13 protein-coding genes are annotated in these 22,887 nt (G+C 47.8%); 4 read left to right on the top strand and 9 right to left on the bottom strand.

The features are described from left to right. Nucleotides 1-98: 98 nt before the first annotated feature. Nucleotides 99-2,768, top strand: a complete 2,670-nt coding sequence (locus ATHL_RS07255) for a glycosyl hydrolase (protein WP_062191567.1) — start codon at nt 99-101, stop codon at nt 2,766-2,768. Nucleotides 2,769-2,802: 34 nt separating this feature from the next. Here the strand turns inward: ATHL_RS07255 and ATHL_RS07260 are convergent, their stop codons facing one another. From ATHL_RS07260 to ATHL_RS07275, 4 genes are read right to left on the bottom strand one after another with little or no spacing between them, the layout of a single operon-like run. Then, complete coding sequence (locus ATHL_RS07260; protein WP_084001254.1) at nt 2,803-3,774, bottom strand: DMT family transporter; 972 nt, start codon at nt 3,772-3,774, stop codon at nt 2,803-2,805. Nucleotides 3,775-3,799: 25 nt separating this feature from the next. Continuing rightward, nucleotides 3,800-5,800, bottom strand: a complete 2,001-nt coding sequence (locus tag ATHL_RS07265) for a beta-galactosidase (RefSeq protein ID WP_062191573.1) — start codon at nt 5,798-5,800, stop codon at nt 3,800-3,802. Between the two features lie 29 nt (nt 5,801-5,829). Then, complete coding sequence (locus ATHL_RS07270; RefSeq protein ID WP_062191576.1) at nt 5,830-6,684, bottom strand: fumarylacetoacetate hydrolase family protein; 855 nt, start codon at nt 6,682-6,684, stop codon at nt 5,830-5,832. Nucleotides 6,685-6,704: 20 nt separating this feature from the next. Then, on the bottom strand, nt 6,705-8,156 hold the full coding sequence (locus ATHL_RS07275; protein ID WP_062191579.1) for a glycoside hydrolase family 13 protein: 1,452 nt from the start codon (nt 8,154-8,156) through the stop codon (nt 6,705-6,707). Nucleotides 8,157-8,242: 86 nt separating this feature from the next. On the opposite strand from ATHL_RS07275, the gene ATHL_RS07280 reads away from it, so the two are divergent. After that, nucleotides 8,243-9,328 carry a uroporphyrinogen decarboxylase family protein gene (locus tag ATHL_RS07280; protein WP_062191582.1) on the top strand — a complete coding sequence of 362 codons (1,086 nt, stop codon included), beginning with the start codon at nt 8,243-8,245 and terminating at the stop codon, nt 9,326-9,328. Here the strand turns inward: ATHL_RS07280 and ATHL_RS07285 are convergent. Further along, complete coding sequence (locus ATHL_RS07285) at nt 9,319-10,311, bottom strand: 2-hydroxyacid dehydrogenase (RefSeq protein ID WP_062191585.1); 993 nt, start codon at nt 10,309-10,311, stop codon at nt 9,319-9,321. The two genes, ATHL_RS07280 and ATHL_RS07285, sit on opposite strands and share 10 nt — an antisense overlap. Before the next feature lie 163 nt (nt 10,312-10,474). Between ATHL_RS07285 and ATHL_RS07290 the strand changes: the two genes are divergently transcribed. Together ATHL_RS07290 and ATHL_RS07295 are read left to right on the top strand one after the other, a co-directional pair. Continuing rightward, complete coding sequence (locus ATHL_RS07290) at nt 10,475-11,770, top strand: esterase/lipase family protein (RefSeq protein ID WP_062191588.1); 1,296 nt, start codon at nt 10,475-10,477, stop codon at nt 11,768-11,770. 9 nt (nt 11,771-11,779) lie between these two features. Then, nucleotides 11,780-12,559 carry a caspase family protein gene (locus ATHL_RS07295; RefSeq protein WP_062191590.1) on the top strand — a complete coding sequence of 260 codons (780 nt, stop codon included), beginning with the start codon at nt 11,780-11,782 and terminating at the stop codon, nt 12,557-12,559. A gap of 40 nt (nt 12,560-12,599) precedes the next feature. Here the strand turns inward: ATHL_RS07295 and ATHL_RS07300 are convergent, their stop codons facing one another. The 4 genes from ATHL_RS07300 to ATHL_RS07315 all read right to left on the bottom strand — a co-directional run bounded on the left by ATHL_RS07300 (nt 12,600) and on the right by ATHL_RS07315 (nt 22,887). Next, nucleotides 12,600-15,251, bottom strand: coding sequence for a C25 family cysteine peptidase (locus tag ATHL_RS07300; protein ID WP_062191593.1), 2,652 nt, complete (start codon nt 15,249-15,251; stop codon nt 12,600-12,602). Then, nucleotides 15,248-20,341 carry a tetratricopeptide repeat protein gene (locus tag ATHL_RS07305; RefSeq protein WP_162787636.1) on the bottom strand — a complete coding sequence of 1,698 codons (5,094 nt, stop codon included), beginning with the start codon at nt 20,339-20,341 and terminating at the stop codon, nt 15,248-15,250. Before ATHL_RS07305 ends, ATHL_RS07300 begins: the two co-directional genes overlap by 4 nt. A gap of 244 nt (nt 20,342-20,585) precedes the next feature. Then, entirely contained in the window at nt 20,586-20,915 is a 330-nt protein-coding gene (locus ATHL_RS07310) for a hypothetical protein (RefSeq protein ID WP_062191599.1), read from the bottom strand. Between the two features lie 151 nt (nt 20,916-21,066). After that, nucleotides 21,067-22,887 (bottom strand): ABC transporter ATP-binding protein, encoded by a 1,821-nt coding sequence (locus tag ATHL_RS07315; RefSeq protein WP_062191601.1) that lies wholly within the window; start codon nt 22,885-22,887, stop codon nt 21,067-21,069.

The following is a 22,887-nucleotide window of genomic DNA, read 5'->3' on the forward strand; positions in this document are numbered from 1 at the left end:
AGACCTCATAGAGCTGGTTGGGAATCAACTTCCCACCAGCTCTATGATCAACTTGAAATGGCCCTTAACTTTACCCCTTTTTTCTGGGAGGCACATCCATGAAAACCCGCCTGGACGAAGTGCTAGAAGGCTGTGAAGCCAATTACCTTCTCCCCTTTATCTGGCAGCGTGGAGAAGGTGAAGCCGTCATTCGGGAAGAAATGGAACGCATTCATCAGGCAGGTATTGGCGCAGTGTGTGTAGAAGCCAGGCCTCATCCCGACTTTTTAGGCAAACGCTGGTGGCATGATTTTGACGTTATTTTGGAAGAAGCCCGGAAACGACACATGCGGGTCTGGGTGCTGGATGATGATCATTTTCCAACCGGACACGCTGCCGGGATAGTGGTAAACGCGCAGCCATCGCAGAAACGCCTCTTTTTATACGAACACCATCTGGATGTTCTTGGCCCGCAACGGCATTCTTCTTTCCTGGTGAAACCGTTTTTAATGGAGTTATTCCAACCTCCCGGCGCTCCCCCTGAGACGAATCTCCTTGCAGTAATCGCTGTACGCAGGGATGTAGAAACCGGTCTGCTCACCGGTCCTTTTGTTGAAATTACCTCAAACATTCAGGAGGATATTCTATACTGGGATATTCCTGAAGGGTACTGGCGAATCTTCTTTCTTTTCACTTCCCCAACCGGAGGAAGTGAACCTCATAAAGACTATATCAACCCCCTGGTTCCCGAATCGGTGAAAATTTTAATTGATACAGTCTATGAACCATTTTATCAGCGTTACGCTGGTGATTTCGGAGGTACTTTTGCAGGGTTCTTTTCCGATGAGCCGGGTTTCTACAATGATCGGGATACTTTCGACTACCAGTCAAAACCCGGGAAAAAAGGTATCGCTTTACCCTGGAGAAGCGATTTACTTACCCTTTTAGAAGCAGAAGCAGGCTGCGATTTTAAATCCTATCTTCCTCTTTTATGGTTTGATGGTGGAGAACAAACTGGAGCCATCCGCTTTTCCTATATGAATCTGGTCAGCAAATTATACGCTGAACATTTTACCCGGCAAATCGGAGAGTGGTGTCGCAATCATGGCGTGGAATATATCGGTCATGTACTCGAAGATAATGGCTCTCATGCCCACCTGGGATGCGGACCCGGTCATTATTTCCGCGCCTTATGGGGACAGGACATGGCAGGGTTGGATGTTGTTCTGTGGCAGTTACTTCCAGGATTTGACCATGGCATCTTCAACAGTGTGGCTGGAGAGGCCGACGGTGAATTTTATCATTATGGTTTAGCCAAAATGGGATCATCTCTGGGCCATATTGACCCCAAAAAACAAGGGCGTACGATGTGCGAACTGTTCGGGGCTTACGGTTGGCGTGAAGGTCTCAAGTTGATGAAATGGATGGCTGATCATTTACTGGTAAGAGGAGTGAACTATTTTGTACCGCATGCTTTTTCTCAGGCAAACTTTCCCGACCCAGATTGCCCGCCTCATTTTTATGCTCGCGGTATGAATCCTCAATATCGGTATCTTCACCTTCTTTCTCATTACATCAACCGCGTCAGTCATCTCCTTTCAGGAGGCGTGCACATTGCTCCGGTAGCAGTTCTTTATCACGCTGAAGCAGAATGGGCAGGTACTGCCATGCCATTCCAGACGCCAGTCAGACTCCTGATGCAACATCAAATCGACTGTGACGTCATACCCGGCGATATTCTTCTTCATGGCGCTGAGGTCGTTCAGGGAAATTTGAAGATCCATCAAGAAGCGTATCAGGTTTTAATAATTCCCCAATGCTCATCCTTACCTGAACACCTCATCCACCGAATAATTGAACTGGCTGATTCAGGATTAAAGGTGATTTTCATAGACAACCCACCGGGATTATCCCTGCAGGGAACCCGGGCAAACCCAATCTCTTTAGGATTCGCAGGCCATGCTCATCTACTCACCACCTCTCTTGACCAGCTTATCTCAACAGTCCGTCCATTAATTTCACAGGACATTCTGGCAGGTGAAGAGCAACCTTATCTTCGCTATTATCATGTCCGGCATAATGCGAGCCATGTATACTTTCTGACCAACGAACATCCAGGGATTCCCATAAAAACCTGCCTCAAAATCCGGAATAGAGGCCCGGCTTTATTTTACGATGCCTTTACAAACCAGATTCATCCCCTTGCTTACGAAGAAATTGATGACACAATGGAATTCCCACTGGATCTTCCTCCGTATAATGGAGTTGTGATCGTCACTGGAGACCTTTGTAAGCCTTATCATGAACACCTTGGCCAGCCGACCAGCCTTGCTGAAGCCGGGGGGCTGCAAGAAATTCCAATACCCGGCCCCTGGAAAATAAGTATTGCCACTGCAAAAGAATACCCGAATTTTCGACGGTATCAAGATGCCTGTGAGCTCATGGATTTGAGCTGTCCTGCAGCCTTACCGACTTTTTCCGGCACGATACGATACGAAACGACCTTTGAAATTGAGCCATTCCATTTACCTGCAGAGCTGGATTTTGGCGAAGCGTTTGAAACTGTAGAGGTATGGCTCAACGGTCAACACATTGGAACACGCATTTGCCCGCCCTACCGCTGGAACGTGACCGGCCTGATCCATTCGGGAGATAATCATTTACGTGTCGATGTAACCAACACCCTCGTCAAAGAACAGCGAGATTTTTTTTCGTGTTTCACGTACCAGGAACCCAGCGGTTTACTCGGGCCGGTCAGACTTTTGGTTAGAACACCGGCAGAAAAATAATTATCCTGGGGTTGTATTTATTAATGGCTTATGATCATTGCGGAGTTGTCCCCGATGGGAGTATTTGCCTGGCAGTAACTCGTTGCTCAGACCATCGTAAAAATATTACTCCTCCCAGAATAAGGATCGAACCCGCAAGTTGAGTTGAGGTGAGCCGTTCACCCAAAAACAGGTAAGCCTGAACAGCGGTCAAAGCGGGTTCAAGCGTGGCAATTAAGTTCGCCACACTTGCAGGAAGATATCCCAGGCTCACAGTATAGAGACCGTATCCTCCGATGGTAGGACCAAATGCTAACAAAATAAGAAATCCCCAACCGACCAGAGAATTTTCCAACCAGAAAAGATGACGTATTCCTGAATACCCGGGGATTTCAACCATATTGAACAGGAGTAAAAAACCTGCAGCTGTTCCAAAAGTATAGGTTAATGTGGTCAATGAAGGAATTCCCCGACGAGATGCCTGCCGTCCAAAAAGGCTGTAGATAGCAAAGGCCATCCCAGAAATCAGACCGGTCACAATTCCCAGCGGGTTAAGAGCCCAAGCCGATACACTCGCTGCGCCTGAAACAAGAATACATCCTGTAAGGCTGAACCCCACTGCCAGAATTTTAGCTCCACCCAGGTTCTCGTTGAGGAAACGCCACCCCAGAACCGCAGTAAAAGCCGCCGATGAATAGGCCAGTACAGTAGACACTGCCGCCCCATTATAATAAACCGACAATGTCCAGGTAAAATTAAATACAGCCAGTACCAGGCCGTATATCAATAAGTAAAGAAATGTAGATCTGGTTGTAAATAAAAGAGAACGCCTGAAAAACCCTAAAATCAGAACCAGGATCAGAAAAACAAAGAAGTCTCGCCAGAACGCCAGAATTATGGGTGGCAAATGCCATTGATTGGTTAAATGACGAATAAGAATGGCTGTCGTTGACCAGATGAAGGTTCCAACAAGGGCAATCACATACCCTTTGGTTTGATTCCGTGTCATCGTCGTTGTTGTGTCCATGGAGTTATAGGTAAGTGTGAATTTTCTACATCGTTTTAATCAGAACAGCCACTTCGTAAGGTGCAAGCTTCATCGCCCCGGCATGTACCCTTCCGGTCAGTTTATTTTCAAAGGTATCCGAACTCAAATTAATGGACTGTTCTTGACGTGTGTGGTTAATTACCACCATTACTTCTCGGTTATCTTCTCGAACCCGCCTGGAAGCAGTAACCCCCGGCGGGGTCTCTAATACCCTGCTCAAACCACAAATTTGCGTTACATGGTTGAGGAAAATGGCCTGAGTAGACGCATCCAGGTAAGTCCCTACAACATAGATCATGCCACTTCGCACCCCCCGAACCGTCATTGCGGGTTGTCCGTCTAACCAGCCATTAGAGTCTTTATATGTGGCAACGATCAGGGTGAGATTGGTATCTAGAATTTCCAACATCTCCGCCCAGGTTTGACTCACCCCCGTAAACCAGTTTCCCTTAACCGGGACGTTTTCATCCATCGCAAAGAACTCTTTAACTTCTACTCCGGCCATTGGGCGTAATGGGCCCGGCTGGCGCTCAGATAAAAAGACATTATCTCGGTTCTTTATGCCCGTCCTTGGAGTCAAAATCAAATATCCTCCCCCTTCTACATACTCCTTTAATATCCTAAACCGATTCTCGTCCAGGATCGCCAGGGAGGGAGCAATCACCAACCGATATCCTTTAAGAGGCTGATCAGCCGAGATAATATCTACAGGAATATTGGCTTCAGCCAGTGGACGATAATAATGAAATAAATGCGCCACATAATCAAAGTTGCGATGATGTTTTTGCCATTGTATCGACCAGCGCGACTCATAATCATTAAGAATCGCTGCCCGAGCTGGATAACGAGAACCAGCCAGGAGTGGAGACATTTCTTTGAACTCGCGAGAGATTTGTTGAACCTCTTCAAAAAACGGACGTGGTTTTCCAGCATGATCAAGGAGAGACCCATGGAGTTGTTCTTGACCGCCTGGAGCAGGACGCCATTGCCAGTAAAGAAAACCATCGGCGCCATGGGCAACTGCCTGCCAGGCCATAGTCCGGCCTTCTCCTCGATACAGAGGGTTATTAACCTTCGCCCAGTTCACCGTATTCGGTTGCGCCTCCATGACCCAGTAATTTTTCCGTTTTAAACCCCGCATCAGGTCATGAGTGCTCCCAGAAAAATATGGGTCGTTATGACCAGTACCAACATACCAGTCCCAGCTTACCATATCTAGATCAGCCGCCAGCTCATAATGGTCGAAGCCATCGAACCACCCCATGAAATTGTGGGTAATCCATACCCCCGGTTGTAAATGAGGGCGAAGCAAATCAATCTGCAGTTTTTGAAAATTTCGGTAACTGCGGGTAATGAAACGCTTCCATTCCAACATCAAAGAAGGATGGTGGTTTCCAATGGGGATTGGAATTTGACTCCAATCCGAATATGTCTGGCTCCAGTAACTGGTTGACCATCGGCGATTCAGTTCAGCTAGCGTTTGATACTTTTCTTCAAGAAATTGTTGAAATAAACTCCGGCATAAATCACAGGTGCAGACCCGGTTAAATTCATTGTCAATCTGCCATCCGATGACATTCGGATTCGGACCAAAATGCTCAGCCAGAGTAGATACAAGTCTTTGTGTAGCATGGTGAAAATCGGGTGAATTGACGCAGTAATGACACCGATTTCCAAACTGAACGCGCCTGCCATCTTCGTCCACCGCAAGGATTTCAGGATATTTCGTAATCAGCCAGGCCGGGGGAGCAGCAGTCGGTGTACCTAGCACGGTTTTAATTCCATAAAGTGCCAGTAACCCAATAATCCGGTCCAGCCACTCTAATTGAAATTCTCCTTCGGCGGGTTCCAGGGTTGACCAGGCAAATTCTCCCATCCGAACAACATTAATCCCGGCTTCCACCATTAATCGAATGTCTTCTAACCAGCGTTCTTCCGGCCAATGTTCAGGATAATAAGCCGTTCCTATATAAAGGGTTGGTTGTATTTGCGTTGATTCACTCATAGGTTACCCTGCCTGCAAAAATAGTTTGGTTACGAAAGGCAAACCGGGTTTTCGAGACGACCAATCTTCTCAATTTCAAGGACCACCCGATCCCCATGTTTGAGGAAAACAGGGGGTTTTCTGAAAACCCCTACACCATCGGGCGTTCCAGTGGCAATCACATCGCCCGGTTCCAGAGTAAATGAATGGGACAAAAAAGAAACCAGATCAGCTACAGAAAAAACCATTTCGGCCGTCGTAGAATTTTGAACAACCTCTCCATTGAGAAGAGTGCGCAGTTCCAAATGCTGGGGATCAGGAATTTCATCTTTAGTAACAATCGCCGGGCCCATCGGACAAAAAGTATCAAGGCTTTTTGCCCTTACCCACTGACGATCGCTGAATTGTAGATCTCTCGCTGATACGTCATTGATAATCGTATACCCAAACACATAATCCAGAGCCTCCGTAACGGGTACCGATTTAGCTCGTTTTCCAATCACCACCCCCAGTTCCACCTCATAATCCACCTGTTGAGTCAGTGTAGAATCCCACGAAATTGGATCGCCCGGTCCAATAATGGAGGTATTGAACTTGGTAAAAACAATTGGGCGGTCAGGTACAGGAATATTTTGCTCACGGCAATGGTCAAAATAATTAAGGCCAATGGCTACGATCTTTCCAGGAGTGCTCAAAGGAGCGAGAATTTTAGCATCGGAATGGGCAATAACCTTTACCTTGCCTGCAGAGAGAGCCTCCTTTGCACGTTGTAACAGAGCATCTCCCTCCTTTATCCATTCCTCTAACTGTGCAGGAAATTCAGGAGAAGGTAAAAGAGCAATGCCTTCATCAACGATGACGCCAACAAGAGAATTTTGACGATACAGTACAGTGGCAAGCTTCATTTTCAACACCTTCCAGATAGTTAATGGAGCAGTACCGTTCCATAGAATGGAGGAACATTCAGACCTTGCAATGTTCCCTGCTGGACAAACGCAGGCTGCTGGGTGAAAGCGTCATAAAACAGGACGCCATCTTGAATTTCTCCAGCAACTTGTAAATGCAGGTGAAATGTTCGCTCCGAGTTGTTCAGAATAATGACTGCTTTCTTTTCCTCCAATGTACGCAAGAAAACAACCACCCCTTTCTCAGTGTAAAGGGTTTTCCATGATCCGTCCCTTAAAACCCGATTCTCCATTCTCAAGCGAATACATTGTTTAAAATAGCTCCGCAATTCGTGATCCCAACGGCTTTCGTCCCATGGAAAAGCCCTGCGGCAGTCGGGGTCTTTCCCACCCTCCATACCTATTTCATTACCATAATAGATACATGGAGCTCCGGGATACGTCATCTGAAATAGTGTGGCCAATCGAAGGGCATTTTTCGAGCCTGTGAGGCTGAGAAAACGAGCGGTGTCATGACTATCAAGCAGGTTAAGCTGAGCCAGAACAGCCGGCCTTGGGTATTTTTCCAGCAGGTTAGTGACATACCCGGCAAAGGAGTTAGCATCAGAAACGAAAGCTGCAGGATCATGATCACGCCAATGCCCAACCAAATCTTCAGAGAGATTCTTCCCTCCGAAAAAGCTCCAGCACGGATACGCCATCAGATAATTCATCACCCCATCAAATTGATCACCCTGCAGCCATGGTGAAGCATCCCAGGGAATTTCACCGGTAATATACGCATCAGGATTGGCAGACTTCACCACATGACGGAATTCCTGCCAGAAGGTTGTATCTTTTATTTCAAAAGGTACATCCAGGCGCCAGCCGTCAATCCCTCGCTCAACCCAGGTGCGCGCCACTTTAAAAATAAAATTCCGAACTTGAGGATTCTGGTGGTTAAAAGTTGGCAAAGCCGGTAAATTCCACCAACAATCATAGTTTGGTTTTCCCTGGTAAGCATTCAAAGGAAATTTCCGAACTTTAAACCAGTTCAGATAGGGAGATTGCTCCCCTGTTTCCAGAATGTGGTTGAATTGAAAGAAACCCCGGCTGGCATGGTTAAACACTCCATCCAGAACAATACGAATGTTTCGGCGATGAGCTTCGCGTAAAAGTTGTGAAAAGGCTTCGTTCCCTCCAAGAATTGGGTCGATCTGGAAATAATCATGGGTATGATAACGATGATTGGATGCTGACTGGAAAATGGGGGTAAAATAAATTGCATTGATTCCCAGATCCTGTAAATAATCGAGTTTTTCCACCACCCCCAAAAGATCACCGCCCTTAAATCCGTAAATTGTAGGAGGGGCATCCCAGGCCTCAAGATGATCGGGCTTTTCTACGCGGCTACTGAAAGCAAAACGATCGGGAAATATCTGATAAAACACCGCATGATGTACCCAGGATGGTGTTTCAAATCCAGCGGTCATGATGCGCTCCTGATGTGATGAAAACCTTTGACGTTATGATAACAGAAAAACGAACTGATTATAAAAAGAACCTGTGAGGAGATTCTATGCAGATAATGACCGGAAAAGAACGCATCCATAATATTTTGAAACGGAAACCCGTTGATCGCATCGGCCTGTTTGAACACTTCTGGAATGATACCCACCGAACCTGGGTCGAACGAGGGTGGATACGCCCCGATGAAAGCTTTGAAGATCACTTCGGCTACGATCTTCAACTTTTTTGGGCTTTTAACATGGTGGCCGATCTGGACTTTGAACCTGAAACGATCGAAGAGACTGAAGAGACCATCCTGCAAAGAGATGGGAATGGAGCTTTACTCAGGCGCCACAAATTACACGATAGCACACCCGAACATGTTGACTTTCTGGTCAAAGAGCGAAAAGCGTGGGAAGAGTGGATAAAACCGAAATTAACCCCCGACCGCAGGCGGATTAATTTTGAAGGTTATCGAAAAGCAAAGCAAGAAGCTGACAAAAAAGGCCGCTTTTTTTGCTGGTCGGGTGTTAATGTCTTTGAATTAATGCACCCGGTGTGCGGTCACGAATATATGTTAATGGGCATGGCGCTTGACCCTGACTGGGTAAAAGATATGGTTAACACTTACGCCGAGTTAACCATCAACTTACAGGAAATCCTCTTTTCAGAAGAAGGTTATCCAGACGGAATCTGGTTTTACGAAGATATGGGGTACAAGCAACACCCATTTATGTCACCAAGAATGTATCGCGAAATTATCCAGCCAGGGCATCAAAGGACCATTCAGTGGGCAAAAAGTAAAGGGTGCCCGGTGATTATGCATTCCTGTGGATATGTTGAACCCCTCGTACCCGGAATGCTCGAAGCTGGCATTGATTGCCTCCAGGTGATAGAGGTGAAAGCAGGCATGGATTTAATCAGACTTTATCAAACTTTTGGGGATCGATTATCCTTCATGGGGGGAATAGATGTCAGGGTTCTATATAACAACGACAAACGAGAAATCGACCGCGAATTGGAACAAAAGATTCCCATTGTCAAGAAGAATTTTGGGTACGTCCTTCACAGCGATCATTCCATTCCGAGCAATGTCACACACGAAACGTACGCTTATTTCATTGAACGAGGACTCGAGCTTGGCCGTTATTCCTGAGTGCGCTGGTAGACTTCGGGATTTACACAATTCGGAAGCTGTTCTCCGCGAAGACCTGCCAGCAGATTTTCAGCGGCCATTTCTGCCATACGAGTTCTAGAATGGAAGCTTGCACTGGCAATATGCGGAGTAATGAGAAGATTCTCCAGGGAAAGCAAGGGGCTGTCAGGCGGAATTGGTTCTGGTTCAGTGACATCCAGTGCTGCCGCTGCAATACGATGGGTACTCAACGCGCGGTATAGTGCCTGGGGATCAACAATGCTACCCCGGGCAGTATTGATTAAAATGGCTCCCGATTTCATGAGCGCGAACTGAGCATCAGAGATTAAATGATAAGTCTCTGGCGTCAATGGGGTATGGATGCTGATAAAATCCGCCTCCTGTAAAACATCCTCCAGTGGTGCATAAGATGCCCCTAACTCTTGCTCCAGTGCCAGATGACGCTGAGGATCAAAATAAAGCACCCTCATCTCAAATCCGCGTGCCCGCCGGGCTACAGCCTGACCAATTCGCCCAAAACCGATAATCCCCAGGGTTGAACGTGCAATATCCGCACCTAGAAGAAAGGTGGGGCCCCAGGTTTTCCACCCACCCGACCGAACAAAGCGATCTCCCTCAATTACCCGACGGGCGGCCGCCATCAACAAAGCCCAGGTAAAGTCGGCCGTTGCATCTGTCAGCACCCCTGGGGTATTCCCTACAGGAATTTTCCGTGCAGTCGCTGCAGAAATATCAATATTATCGTATCCTACGGCGAATTGACTGATCACTCGCAAAGATGACCCGGCCGCATCCAAAACCCGGTCATCAATCCTGTCGGTAAGTAAACACAGCAGGCCCTCTATCCCCCTCACCTTTTCTAAAATCACATCATAAGAGGGTGGCAGTTCATCCTCCCAGAGGTCTATCTCGGCATAAGGGCTGATTAAGTCCAACCCTCTTTGCGGAATACGACGGGTAATCCATACACGTGGCTTTTTCATGCCATGATTTTACTCGAGAAAACCCGGTTCAATTCAGAGAAATATCTGACTGAGGAAATTTTATTAAACATCCTCCCTGCATGAAAAACCAGTAAGGTTAATTTTCAAAATATATGATATTATCAATACATATTATACATAAAAGGATCCGAACAGGAGAATAATGAATAACCTGGACCTGTTGCAGAAGCTTGCTGTACTTTCCGTGGATGAAATCGAAAAGGCCCTGAATGAAGATTCGTCCAATCTACCTATACAAAATCTGATCGGTGAAGAAAAAGCAGAACAACTCATTCAGACAGCCCGGGCACCAAAAGCCAGAGGTATCAAAGAACCCATCGCGGTCTTACCGGGTATCATGGGCTCATTGCTCTTCAGTATTCGAGGAGTCACGACCATGCTTTGGATTAATCCATTGCTTTTTATAAATGGGCAAGCGTCTTACCTGAGGATAGACGATGAAGAGAGAACCAGCCCGATGGTGGAATGTGTCGCGTTCTCTCTGGAGAAATTAACCTACCTGAAGCTCGTACTTGAGTTACGCCGGGAATTCACGGTTTATGAATTTCCTTACGATTGGCGGTTACCCATTGAAAACAACGCAGACATACTCCATTCCTCAATCGAACGATGGATTTCTGCACACCCCGGACAAAAAATCACTCTGGTAGCCCACAGTATGGGAGGGTTAGTATCAAGAAGTTACCTGGGAAGGCACCCGGAAACCGCCGAAAATCGCATCAGCCGCCTGATTACCCTTGGCACGCCACATCTTGGAGCCACCAGTGCTATCGATAATCTCTATCATGGGAATCAGATGATAGCTGTAGTCGATCGAATCAATCAACAAAACGAGATGAACCAGGTGGTGCTTTCAATGCCGAGCGTTTATCAGCTCTTGCCAGCTCCCCCCTCGCTTTTACCAGGTAATGTAGAACCAGCAAATTGGAACCTCTACGATGCAAGTACATGGGGAATAACGGGCATCAAACAAAAATACCTGGATTTGGCCCGCAGTTTTCATGAGTCTCTTGCCGCTAGTGACCCACAGGTAGAGCTGGTTCAAATTGCCGGTTGCAATATCCAAACCCTGACCCTGATAAAGAGAGAGAATGGTACTGGAACCATCCCTTATGAGATGATCGCTTTTGATGAAGGCAAGGACTCTGGAGATGGAACTGTGCCAGGATGGTCAGGTTTCTACCCAAAAGCGCGGGTTTATTATATTCAGGAAGTCCATCGAAATTTACCGGGTAATTCAGACGTGATTCAAGCCGTAAAAGCCATTACCCGGGAAGGCAAATGCAATCTCAGCCAGCAAGTCCCGAAGAAAAAAAGTGGGTTAATTGCCCGTGATAGTCCATTGCCTGTGAACACCCGTGCTGCCATCATAGAGGAGAAAATCCACTCCGGAACTGTGACCGAAGCAGATTTGGAGAATCTTTATTTTGCTTTGTAGGGAGAAAAAATGACCAAAAAAGCGTTGTGCGTAGGAATCAATGACTACCCTTACTTGGGAAACGATCTTCGAGGATGTGTTAATGATGCCAGGGGATGGGCTCACCTTTTGATCGACCACTACGATTTTCCTGCCCCAAACGTGCAGGTTATCCTGGACTCTCAAGCTACCAAAGTCAACATAATCTCAGCCTTAAAGAATCTCCTTGCTGGTGCTACCCCGGGGGATGTTTTGGTTTTTACCAATTCTTCTCATGGATCTTATGAGGTTTCAACGGATAATGATGAGAAATACGATGAGTTGATCTGCCCATATGATATTGATTCCAACCAGATCGTAGACGACGAACTTCGCGAATTATTTTCTGGTATTCCCCGGGGAGTTCGCATGACTGTAATCCTGGATAACTGTTTCTCTGGCACCGGTACCAAACTCCCAATCCTTGACCTCAGACCCCGCTTTTTACCCCCGTCAGTCCGCGGTAAACCCGAGTTGCTCAATCCCTTTCTGGCCAGGCCAGCTAATTCGGGCCTCAGTGAAGAGGATATGAATGAAATTTTGTTGAGCGGTTGTAAGGACATCGAGTTTTCATACGATGGTAATTTTGGCGGGACATTTCATGGCGCGATGACCTACCATGCCCTGGAAGTAATCCGTCAGGCAAAGTACAAGCTCACCTATGAACAGCTTCATCGCAGGGTGAATCTACGTTTAAGAAAAGCCAATATCAACCAGCACCCTCAGCTCGAAGGGAAACTTGCCTTTAAAAAAGCTCAGATCTTCAACTAGACCTGAGCTTTCCTGATTAATGTTCTCGTTTCTTTGGTGCTTATCGTGACACTGCCAGTTTTATTACCTTTCCATCTGCCGCCACGGTAGCCCTGGCATAATGCCGATGTACTGTTTTTGCCCAGGGGACTTGCTTACTTACCGTGACCACATAACACTTACCGTGCGGTATCCCTTTGGATCCCTTTGAAAGTGCAGGGGCATCCGATCCACTCTGAGCGGCAATATGAATTTCGGCTGTATCGATACCCGGTAAGTAGCCTGCCAATTTTTGTTTTACATCTTCCAGAACTTTGAAGGAAAGGGGGCCGGGTTCTCCACTTTCAACCGGTTTTTCGTTTACCACCGTAATTTTTGGATGTTTCTTCAAACGCAACGTCGTTTTTGCCTGTTTTTGTCGGTTCTCCAGGCGTACAAGAGGGTCTCCATACAACACGAAAGAGAGAAGCGTTTTCTGGTCTTCGGCATCCAGATAACCCTGGCGTCTTACCATTTCACGGGACATTTCAATCTTTGCGATCATTAACGCTTCTCCCGCCGTCCTGCCTGCTTTCATCTGCTGCCAGAAGTAATTCCCAAGCAAATCCGCTGACACCAGTGGAGGGGTAATTGCGCCATAAGCGATACAGGTCGATCCAATCATTGCCAGCGTACCAAGGGACAGGAACTTTAATGCAAGAGCAGTATCTTCTGTTTTATTTACAATATGCCCCCCATAACAGGCCTCACTGAAAACCACCTTTGGGGCGTGTCCATTGCGCTTAAGCTGAGATGGCATCAAAGCTACCGGATAATCCGGTCCACGTATCGGATCAAAAGGATCTCTTTGCCCATACCATTCAGGAGTATCTTCCATGCCGTGCAGGTTGTAATAGGCCACTTCAGTCTGAAGCAATTTTTCAACCGGTAGGTTTTGAGTATCCTGAGGGGGTGAGACCAATAACTTCGCCGGGTTTCCTACTGGACGGAATACCGCCGTCGAAGAACGACGCCAGACTGCTGCCGTATATCCTGTATTCTCTGCTCCATTGTTCCTATCCTGAAATACCCGAAAAAATGCCTCGAACATCCACAGGAAAGGCCAGAGAACACTACTTTCTCCCATCGATTTTTTCTGTTTTGCACCGTTATGGTATCCAACCTGCCGCCTCAATTGATCTAAGAGCAGGCCGGCGTCTGGACCGGTAGCCCCAGGCAGCCTTCCTACCGGCCATTCGGGCACAAAATAGTTGGATCCGAGGGTTGCGTAAGGGTTGTCTGAGAATATCTTTTCGTCGAAATCATCTGCAGGGTTCGGAAGCTCATGAAATGGAATTACCTGAGGCCCTCCCACGATTAACAACATTCCGATCATTTTCCCTTTTTTAGAAAGAGCTTTATCAAGATCTGAAAGAGAAAGCTTAAGCTTCCATGGGTCACGTTCTGTAAGGGGTTGAAAACCGTATGTTGCCACCACGTCGGGGTCATCCGGGTAAAATACCAATGAATCCCAGCCTGTATGCTTCTTTATGGCCTCACCAAGACGCCTCATTTCAAGGTCAATCACCTGAGCCGTCTGTTCTCCATATTGTTCGATCAATCCCTGTTTCGAAGAAAAAATCACATAAACAGGGAATCGACCATCCGATTTACCAATCACCGGTTGCTTGATCCGGATAGCAACTTTTCGCAACTCACCTTCAATCGATTTTAACTCTTCGGAACTTAATGGAGAAACCCTGGTAGGAGTGTCCATTCCATGTCCATCAGACTGGATAGGAATTTCTGAATGGCTGGGATGTGCCTCAAAGTTAGGATCAGCGATCGGGGAGATAGATTCCTGGACTCTCTCATTGACATCTCCCCGGTCATAGTGCTCAGGGGCCGGTTCGACAATCCCCTCTCCAGGTGGTAACCAGGCACCCGTTAATCGGGTAGCTACTGCAACAGGTAGAGGAAGATCAAAATAACATTCCATTTTCGCTGGCCAGAGCGATCGATAGGGATGATGATCTCCCCAGATTCGACGCGCTACCTGTCCGGTAGAATCCAGTGTAACGCACTGGTGAAGCAGTTTCACCGCTTCTGTTTCCCGCCCAATTGTTATCAACGCGGCTGATTTTCGTAAAAGAAGCTCTACGCACTGACACCCTGATTGTAAATATTTCTCAGCAATTTCCACCACCCGCCCAGCTTCACCTGATTTCTCCACCAATCTTAAGTGAAGAATAATTCCCAGTAGTGGAATGGTTTCGCCCATCATTACCGGCTCCAGTAGTGCTTCGGCTTCGGAAAAATGACCGGAATGATATGCCTGTCTTGCCAAAAAAAGCGTTTCCGCCCAGGGATACGTTGCTGCGTCAGGTGGAAGAATCTCTCCAAGAGCCTTCAATGACGACATTGATTCAACAAAGTGCTCTGAGGACTGAGAGCGGGCAATTCTGGCTCTGACCTGATGGGCATCCTGGAATTCAGGATCAAGGACAATGATTCGGTCCAAAATTTCCAGAGCCTGGGTTTCCCGGTGATCACCTGCCAGCATCTCTGCCAGGAACAGCATAACTTCAAGGTCACCTGGATACACTGCCAGCCAGGCCAAAGCAGCCTGCCTGCCAAAGGAGTAAGACTGGCACCCCAATGCAATCTCCAACATTTGAAGCAAATGCTTTCGACTTAGCATCTGCGTCTCTGGTTTCCTCTCTTCGTTGCTCATAAGGCTGTTTTCGCCTCCTGGGTTTTATGAATCAGGTTCAGTGCCATCACGCTGACCAGTTGCCGGTGAATTTGTAAATCATCCGGTGCAATTTTTGCCGCCTGCTGTAACATTTTCTCAGCCCCTTGATAATCCTTGGCTTCTTTAAGGATCAGACCCGCCTCAAAATATCCACGAGCATCTCGAGGAGCAATCCGGATTACCTCCTGAAAAGTTTCTAGGGCCTTCTGAAATTCTCTCCGATCCAGATATACCTGTCCAAGTTCAAGATAAGCATCTACATTGGCAGGGTCCATGAGAACAGCCTGACTCAGATGATGGACTGCCTGATCTAATTGCCCGGTACGCCGATTCAAAACACCGAGTTTCATTGCCAGTCTGGGTTGATGGGGGTTAATCCTTAATGAGCGGAGCGCTGATTGCTGGGCTAATTGAACATTACCCAATTCCGCCTGCACCATTGCATGAAGAGCCAGCACCTCTGCATCCTCAGGATAAGCCTGCACCAGACGTTGAGCCATTTCGGAAACCGAGGCAGGCCCATCAATCTGATAAATCAACTGGGCTTTTTCCAGGAGCAATTCCCGGCACGCTGGCTGACTCTCGAGTGCACTTTCAATCACAGCCAGGCTGGCATGGAGTTCCTGCTGAAGCCCCAGCATCCGGCTGAAATTAATGATTGCCTCGAGGGTGTGTGGTGAACATTCATAAGCGATTCTCGCCAATCGGAGCGCCTCGGAGGAATTGCCAAGTTTGAAAGAAGCTCTGGATGCCAGAACAAGAGCAAGAGAATCACCACCCGCCATTTCGCTGGCTTTGAGAGCATTCTTAAGAGAGCCCTCCCAGTGGCCCTGTTCAAATTGGGCCTGAGCCAGCAACAACCAGGCTTCTGGAGAATCGGGGCACAACCGGGTAGCCTGTACCAGTATTTCTTCTGCTTTCTCTTGATCACCATTGAATAAGTGGTTACGCCCAAGTCCCAGGGCATATTTTCCTTCTGCAGGATTCAAAGCAAAAGCTTTCTCCAGGTGAACAAGTGCATTTGAATAATCTCCCATGGATTCAGCCAACCACCCAACCTGGGCCTGCCAGCCCTCCTCATCCGGCCAAATAGATAACGCCTCTTCTAGGGATTCAATCGCTGTACCAACTTCACCAAACCGTTCTTGAAGAGTTGCCACCAGAACCAAAACCAATGGATGCCCAATATTTTGTGCAAGTATATCCTTTGCCAATAAAAGAGCACCGGGATCGTTCTTCTCCGCAAGCACAAGTGCTTTCTGGAACAATACCACACTGTGATTCGAGAGATTGGCAGCTTGCAATGCTTCATCAAGACAGTTCAATTTTCTGAAACACAAAATTACGGCCGCCAGTTCACCCGCAGAACGGGGCATGATCATCGCTTGCTTTGCAACCTCTTTGGCGGGTTGTAAAGCCATGGAAATTCTCCATTTCAGCTGCTGGAACCTTCCGGCATCGAGGAACAAACGCAGGCTTTCCAGGCTGTTTTCAAGTGTTTCTCTAAAGGCAAGGTCCTTTTCATCCACAAACGGAGTGTGCGCTTTGATTCGGAGTTCCTTTTCCATGGACTTGAACTCCACCGCCTCCACAGATATACGCACTTTTTCATAAATTCCACGCACTTCACCCGGAAAGAGTGTTAAATATTGACTTATCAATTTAAAACTGCTGTCCCATAAATACGCTTCAGCTGCAGTCTTTGCAACCGCCAGTAAAAGATTCCCATCAGGGCGAGCGTTCACGATAAGATGCTGGACCAGGTTTTCAATGATTTCGGTTGCCTGGCGGAACTTTCCCTGGCGGATGAGCAATCTGGCTTCTACACTTTGCACCCACAAAGATTCATTTCCAGCAGGTCGGCAAAGCTGGTGCCATCGTGTTGCCCCTTCAAGGTCTTCATGTTCGATAGCCAGATGGCAGCCAAGACCAACCAGTGAAGCGGCCTCAGCCTCAAGGAGGCTGTCATCATCCGGGGTCAGCGAAAAAGCCAACTCCAGGGCTTTCTCATCCTGAAGGGTGGCATAAGCCAGTTCAGTTAACAGCCAGCGGTTTCGGAGCGATTTAGGAGAGTAGACCCATGCCTTTTCAGCCTGTTCAAAGGCGCTCGCCAGGTTACCCAATCGGCGTTGCCAGACCGCCAGACGATAATATAAATCCGTCAGCATGGCTTCCTCATTCTCATTCTCCGGATTTATCGCTCCGATGGCCTTTTCTACTGCTTCGATCGCCCCATTGAATCGATTCTGGCGGGCCAGCAAATCGGCGTAATAGACCAGTAGACGGGGATCAGAAATACCCTGATTGCCCTTCTCCAAGGTTTGAGTTGCCAGATCAATTTGACCGGTTTTTTCATACACCTGCGCCAGCTCATACACCAGCTCTGGAGATGCAGGGCTGCTTAATGATATTGCCTTTTCGAAATACTCAATCGCCGCGGGAAAATCCTGTAACCGTAAAGACAGGTATGCCGCCTGGCGTAGTAGTTCAACATCATCGCTCGATTGCTCTTCTTTGATTGCCTGCAGGGCATCCCGGGCGCTTTCCAGATCACCGCTTTCCAGAGCCAGCCGGGCATATCGAATTCGGAGATCGACCCTGCCTGGTATTAACATAATCGCCTGTTTTAGCGCGTCTAACGCCCTGGAAGCTCTATCGAGGCGAACCATCATTCTGGCAAACCAGTCCAGGTTTTCTGGATCATTGGGGGCCAGACTAAGAGCTCGTTCTGCAGCTTCTTCTGCGTCCTTCTTCAGGTTTGCCTCAAGGCAGGCTTCCGCCAGATCATGGGTCAAGGTGAGGTTAGAAGGCTGGGATTGGGAAGCTTCTCGCAACAAAGCCACCCCGGCTTCCATATTCCCAACCGCCATCATAGTCATGCCTAACCCGTGTTGAACGTTCCCCAGGAGCCCACTGCGGAGAACATCTTCAGCGTCAATCAGTTCTCGATATAGCTGTTGGGCATCTTCAAGTCTCCCCTGTTTTCGGATCGATTCAGCAATGGCCAGCTTAATGACCAAATTATCCGGGGCCAGTATCTCGGCCTTTTCTAATAATTCCTCAGCTCGTTGATACCGGAGGTTCTTTTCATGGTTTCCCAGAGCTAGATGATCATCCAGGAGTACCCGGGCATACTTCAAATACCAATCTGCTTTTGCACGAGGAGAGCGGGTGGCTATCTCAAATGCTGGGACAGCCGCTCTTGCATCTCCAAGGTCCATCGCGATACATCCATACTCATATGCCACTCCCGGATCTACCTCCCACATATTTTTCAAGGGTTCGATCACCTCTCTGGCTTCCTGTAAGTAACCAAGAGCGTGAAGAGCCTTGCTGAATAGAAACTGCACTTCAGGAGATTGACGATTCAGGTTGGAAGCTTGCCTGAGATAAGGCAATGCTTCGGTTGGCTGTTCTTTTTCGAGAAGCTTCTTTCCCAGAGCAAAGTTTAATTCTGGCGAACTTGACGCTGCCAGCAGTCCTGCTTTCAGAGTATCAATCTCTGCAATTTCCTCGCCCTTCTGCTCGTACAGACCAGCGAGAGCTAACCACCATTCAGGCGCTTCGGGAGAAACCAGGGTTGCCCGGCTCAAATGCATTTCGGCTTCATCCAAACGGCCCTGAACAATCCGAATTTTGCCCAGGATCCCATGAATTTCGCCAATATCTGGATAGGAGGAGAGTAACTCCTCACAAAGATTTGAAGCCTCATCGTATTGACCCACTTCTACTGCATCACGGGTGTATAAAATTTTATCTTCCAAAGTGGGCTCTTTGGCTCTGGTAAGAACACCCTTCCGTCTGAGATAAGCATTGGCCCAATCCCCCAGGTGCTCGTACAAAGCCGCAGACTCACGAATAAGATCGATTCGGTCAGGGGCAAGGCAAAGAGCAATCTCTATCAGGCGCAGTGCCTGCTCTAATAAACCAGAATCTCTGTATATCTTCTCGAGGAAAAGGATAAGTTCAAAATCCGCCGGTCTTTTCTGGAGGAGAAGATCTCCAAGTTCCATGGCCTCCTGGAGTAATCCCATTTCAATAAGTTTTGAAAGAATGGTACCAGGCCGCCATGTTAAAATAAACCCGGCCTCTTGAGTTTCTTCCTCTCTCAATGAGCGAATTAATTTCTGAACCGAGGGTTTGGCCACCTCACACCCCAGTGCCTTCTCTCCCTGTTGGTAAAGAGTCCAACCATATTGGACCGAAATGCAAGGATCATGATAGGCCGCCAACTTTTCACCGATATCCTGAAGATCATCAGGGTTGCGATATGACAATAACCATCCAAACTGTTCTTGAACAGCAGGATTAGCCACAGTAATCGGATCAATGGCGGTCATTTGTTCTGCAAGACCACTCTTCAAATTTTGAGACTCATCGAGAAAAGCTCTCTGCAGCCTGATTCCCCATTGGAAGACTTCCAGAGCATCAGTGGCTTTTTTAAGCATCATTTTGGCCTGAACCGGGTTCCCTGCCAGAGAATGGAGTGTGGCCGTTCTCTGGGCTTCCAGGAGGATTTTTCCAAGCGCTTCCGGGGTGAAGTGGAAATTCTCTTGCTCGCCGGGTTCAACGGCAGAAAGCGGGACATTTTCCAGCAGTTCTCCCGCAAGAACGCGGCTTTCTTCTTCCAGACCACGCTGAACTAAAAGGCGTAAAAATTCAATTTGTTGTGCCCCTGTAATGCCCCGCAACCATTTTTTCACCGATTCTGCCACCGGTGATCGGTCGGCAGGTTGTGTCTCGTAAATGTGCAGCATCCATCGTAAACCTGCAGTTTCGTTTTTCGGAGCCCACAATCCCAGAATCAGGTCGTACGCATCTCCAACCATTCCTGCCAGGCAGGCCAGCGGTGTTAACCAGATCTCTGGATTTAGGGAACGGACCCCGGTAGGTGCTGTAATTAATTCATCCGCAAGACCATTCCAATTCCCGGTAAGCCTGCGTCTTTCCCGAAGGGCTAAAGCCGCCAAAACTGCCATCTTCAGGTCCGAGGGTTTCTCGCCTCTCCGTCTGATATCTTCATACGCGCGCACTGCCCTGACCCGCAGACCGCTTTCCAATCCATTCATTGGTTCTTTTAGGAGTTGATCTCGGAGTCCCGGTTCTCCAATGGCCATTAATCCCAGGGTGGCTGGAGTCCAATCATGAAGATCTCGGCCCCAGTCTTCTGATAGGTTCTTAAAAAAAGACTCTTCCTGGACGTACTCCCAGATTAGAGAATCCCGCCTCAAAATCTGGCTCAAACGGACTGCCCATTGGGGTTCGAAGGTCGTATGAAGAAAATCAAAAAAGCGCTGGGCTGTCATAAGGCCTCTAGAATGAATTAACTCGAGTGATTAAAAAATAAGCCCCTGCAAAGAGGATAAATCCCACGATGATCAAAAACACTCCAACCCCTGTGGTAGTTTTTACCAGTTGGTTCAACGCATCCAGAAGAGCAGATGCATTCCCGACAAGCCCCGATACTTCTTCAGCCAACCCCTTTTGGGCCAGCCGAACAGTCTGATCAGCCAGGGTCCGAACATCCTTCCCTGAAGCGCGGTATACGAGCACCACAATGCCAGCAATGAGAGAAATTGCCCCCAGTACCATCATGCTGACGGCCATAATGATCATTAATTCGTCGACACCCAGAGAAATCATATTGCCTCCCGATTGGTGTGAACACTCGAGAGGCAAGGATGCAATTTCTATGCCAGGAAGGGAATATCAAGGACAGAAGAAAGTTATACCCCCAACTCTGAAAAACTCAAGGCAGGATTGATCTCGAACATGAATTTCTCCCACCGAGCTCCTAATCGGGATTTTCAATCAGAGATTTAATTTGTTCGACATAGGAGAGGCTTTGATGCCTGAAATAGGTATTATATAAATCGGCGTAATACCCTCCCTTCCTAAGCAATCCCTCATGATTGCCTTCCTCGAGAATTTTCCCATGCTCCAGCACAATTATCCTGTCAGCTGACCGGACGGTCGACAGGCGGTGAGCAATGAGAATACTGGTAGCATTCTTCAAAATCATATTGAGTGCCTGTTGGATTTGCCACTCTGTAAAGGGGTCAATGCTGGCTGTTGCCTCGTCCAGGATAAAAATAGCTGGCTTTTGCACCAACACCCGTAACAGGGAGACCAGTTGCCTTTGCCCCATGGATAACCTGCTCCCCCGTTCTCCTACCTGAGTGTCGAGCCCATCTGGAAGAGTGTCTAACCATTCTCCATCTCCAATCCGCCGGGCTATAGCCTCCACATCACTTCGAGTAATTTCAGGCCTGGCGTATGAGACATTCTCAAAAATGGTGCCTGCAAAAAGAAATGGAGATTGAGATACAATGCCAAGTTGTTTTCGATATTGCTGCAGATCGAATGAACGGATATCCATTTGATCAACCAGGATCCTTCCACCCTGGAATTCATAAAACCGGGCAATCAACCGCGCCAGGGATGATTTTCCGGCACCAGTATGGCCAACAATTGCCAGTGTTTCGCCGGGATCAATATGAAGTGTGAAATCATCCAGAACGCGTTCTCCCTCTCGATAATGGAAAGTCACTCGGATAAAATCAATCTCTCCCTTTAAAGGCGGAACCGGTAGATTTGACGATTGGACAACAGCTGGTTCTGCATCAATCAGGGCAAACACTCTTTCCGCGGCTGACAGACCAGATTGTATCTGTGTCCAAAAGGAAGCCAGACTCATCACCGGGAATAAAAAACGATCGAGACTCAGGATAAACAGGTACCATGCTCCTGCAGTCACCAGTCCCTGAGTCACACTCAACCCGCCAAAATATACCAGTATTGCCGAAGTCACTCCGCCGATCATATTAAGAGTTGGAAAGACGACCGAGAGCACAAGCCCCCGTTGTACATTGACCCGATAAGAGAGGACATTTGCGTTGGAAAAGATCTGATAAATACTCTGTTCTTGCCGATAATTTTTAGCTACAGCGATACCACTCACGGTCTCCTTGATGGTCGAATTGACCTCGGCCATGGCCTGCATTCCGCGCTTCGTTACCTTTCGGGCAAGTGATCGATAGCCCAGAGTCATAGCAAAAACCAGAGGCACCAGGGTAAATACAAACAGCGAAAGCCGCCATTCAATCCGCACCAGAACAACTCCCAGGATCAACGCTTCAGCCACCTGCGAAACCAGGTCAGTAATCATGGTGACCAGGTTTCCAAATTCACGGGTGTCGTTGGTGATTCTGGAAAGCACCTTCCCAGAGGGATATTGATCATAAAATGACAAATCATGCCCTGCTGCAGATCGAAATGCCTCTGTGCTAAGTACGACCAGGGTATCTGCAATCGTCCGCACGGTCAGCTTTCGCCGCACGTAATTCGCCAGCCAGTTTAAAACTCCAACCAGTAACACGGCGCCACAGATCAGGTAGATCCCACTTTCCACCCGTTGATTCTTGATCCAGTCTACACCCCTCGAAACCAGAACCGGATTAAGCGCTCCCAGTCCGGACATTAAAAGGACAAAGCATGCAATCGCAACCAATCGCCAGCGCTGGGGATAAAAATAATAAGCAATCCTTCGAACCAGTTCCCGGTCGGAATATTGTCTGTCGTATTTTTCCGCAGTTAGACTTCCAAAAAAGCCCAT

Origin of the sequence: Anaerolinea thermolimosa (genome assembly GCF_001050195.2) — a bacterium.
GTDB classification, from domain to species: domain Bacteria; phylum Chloroflexota; class Anaerolineae; order Anaerolineales; family Anaerolineaceae; genus Anaerolinea; species Anaerolinea thermolimosa.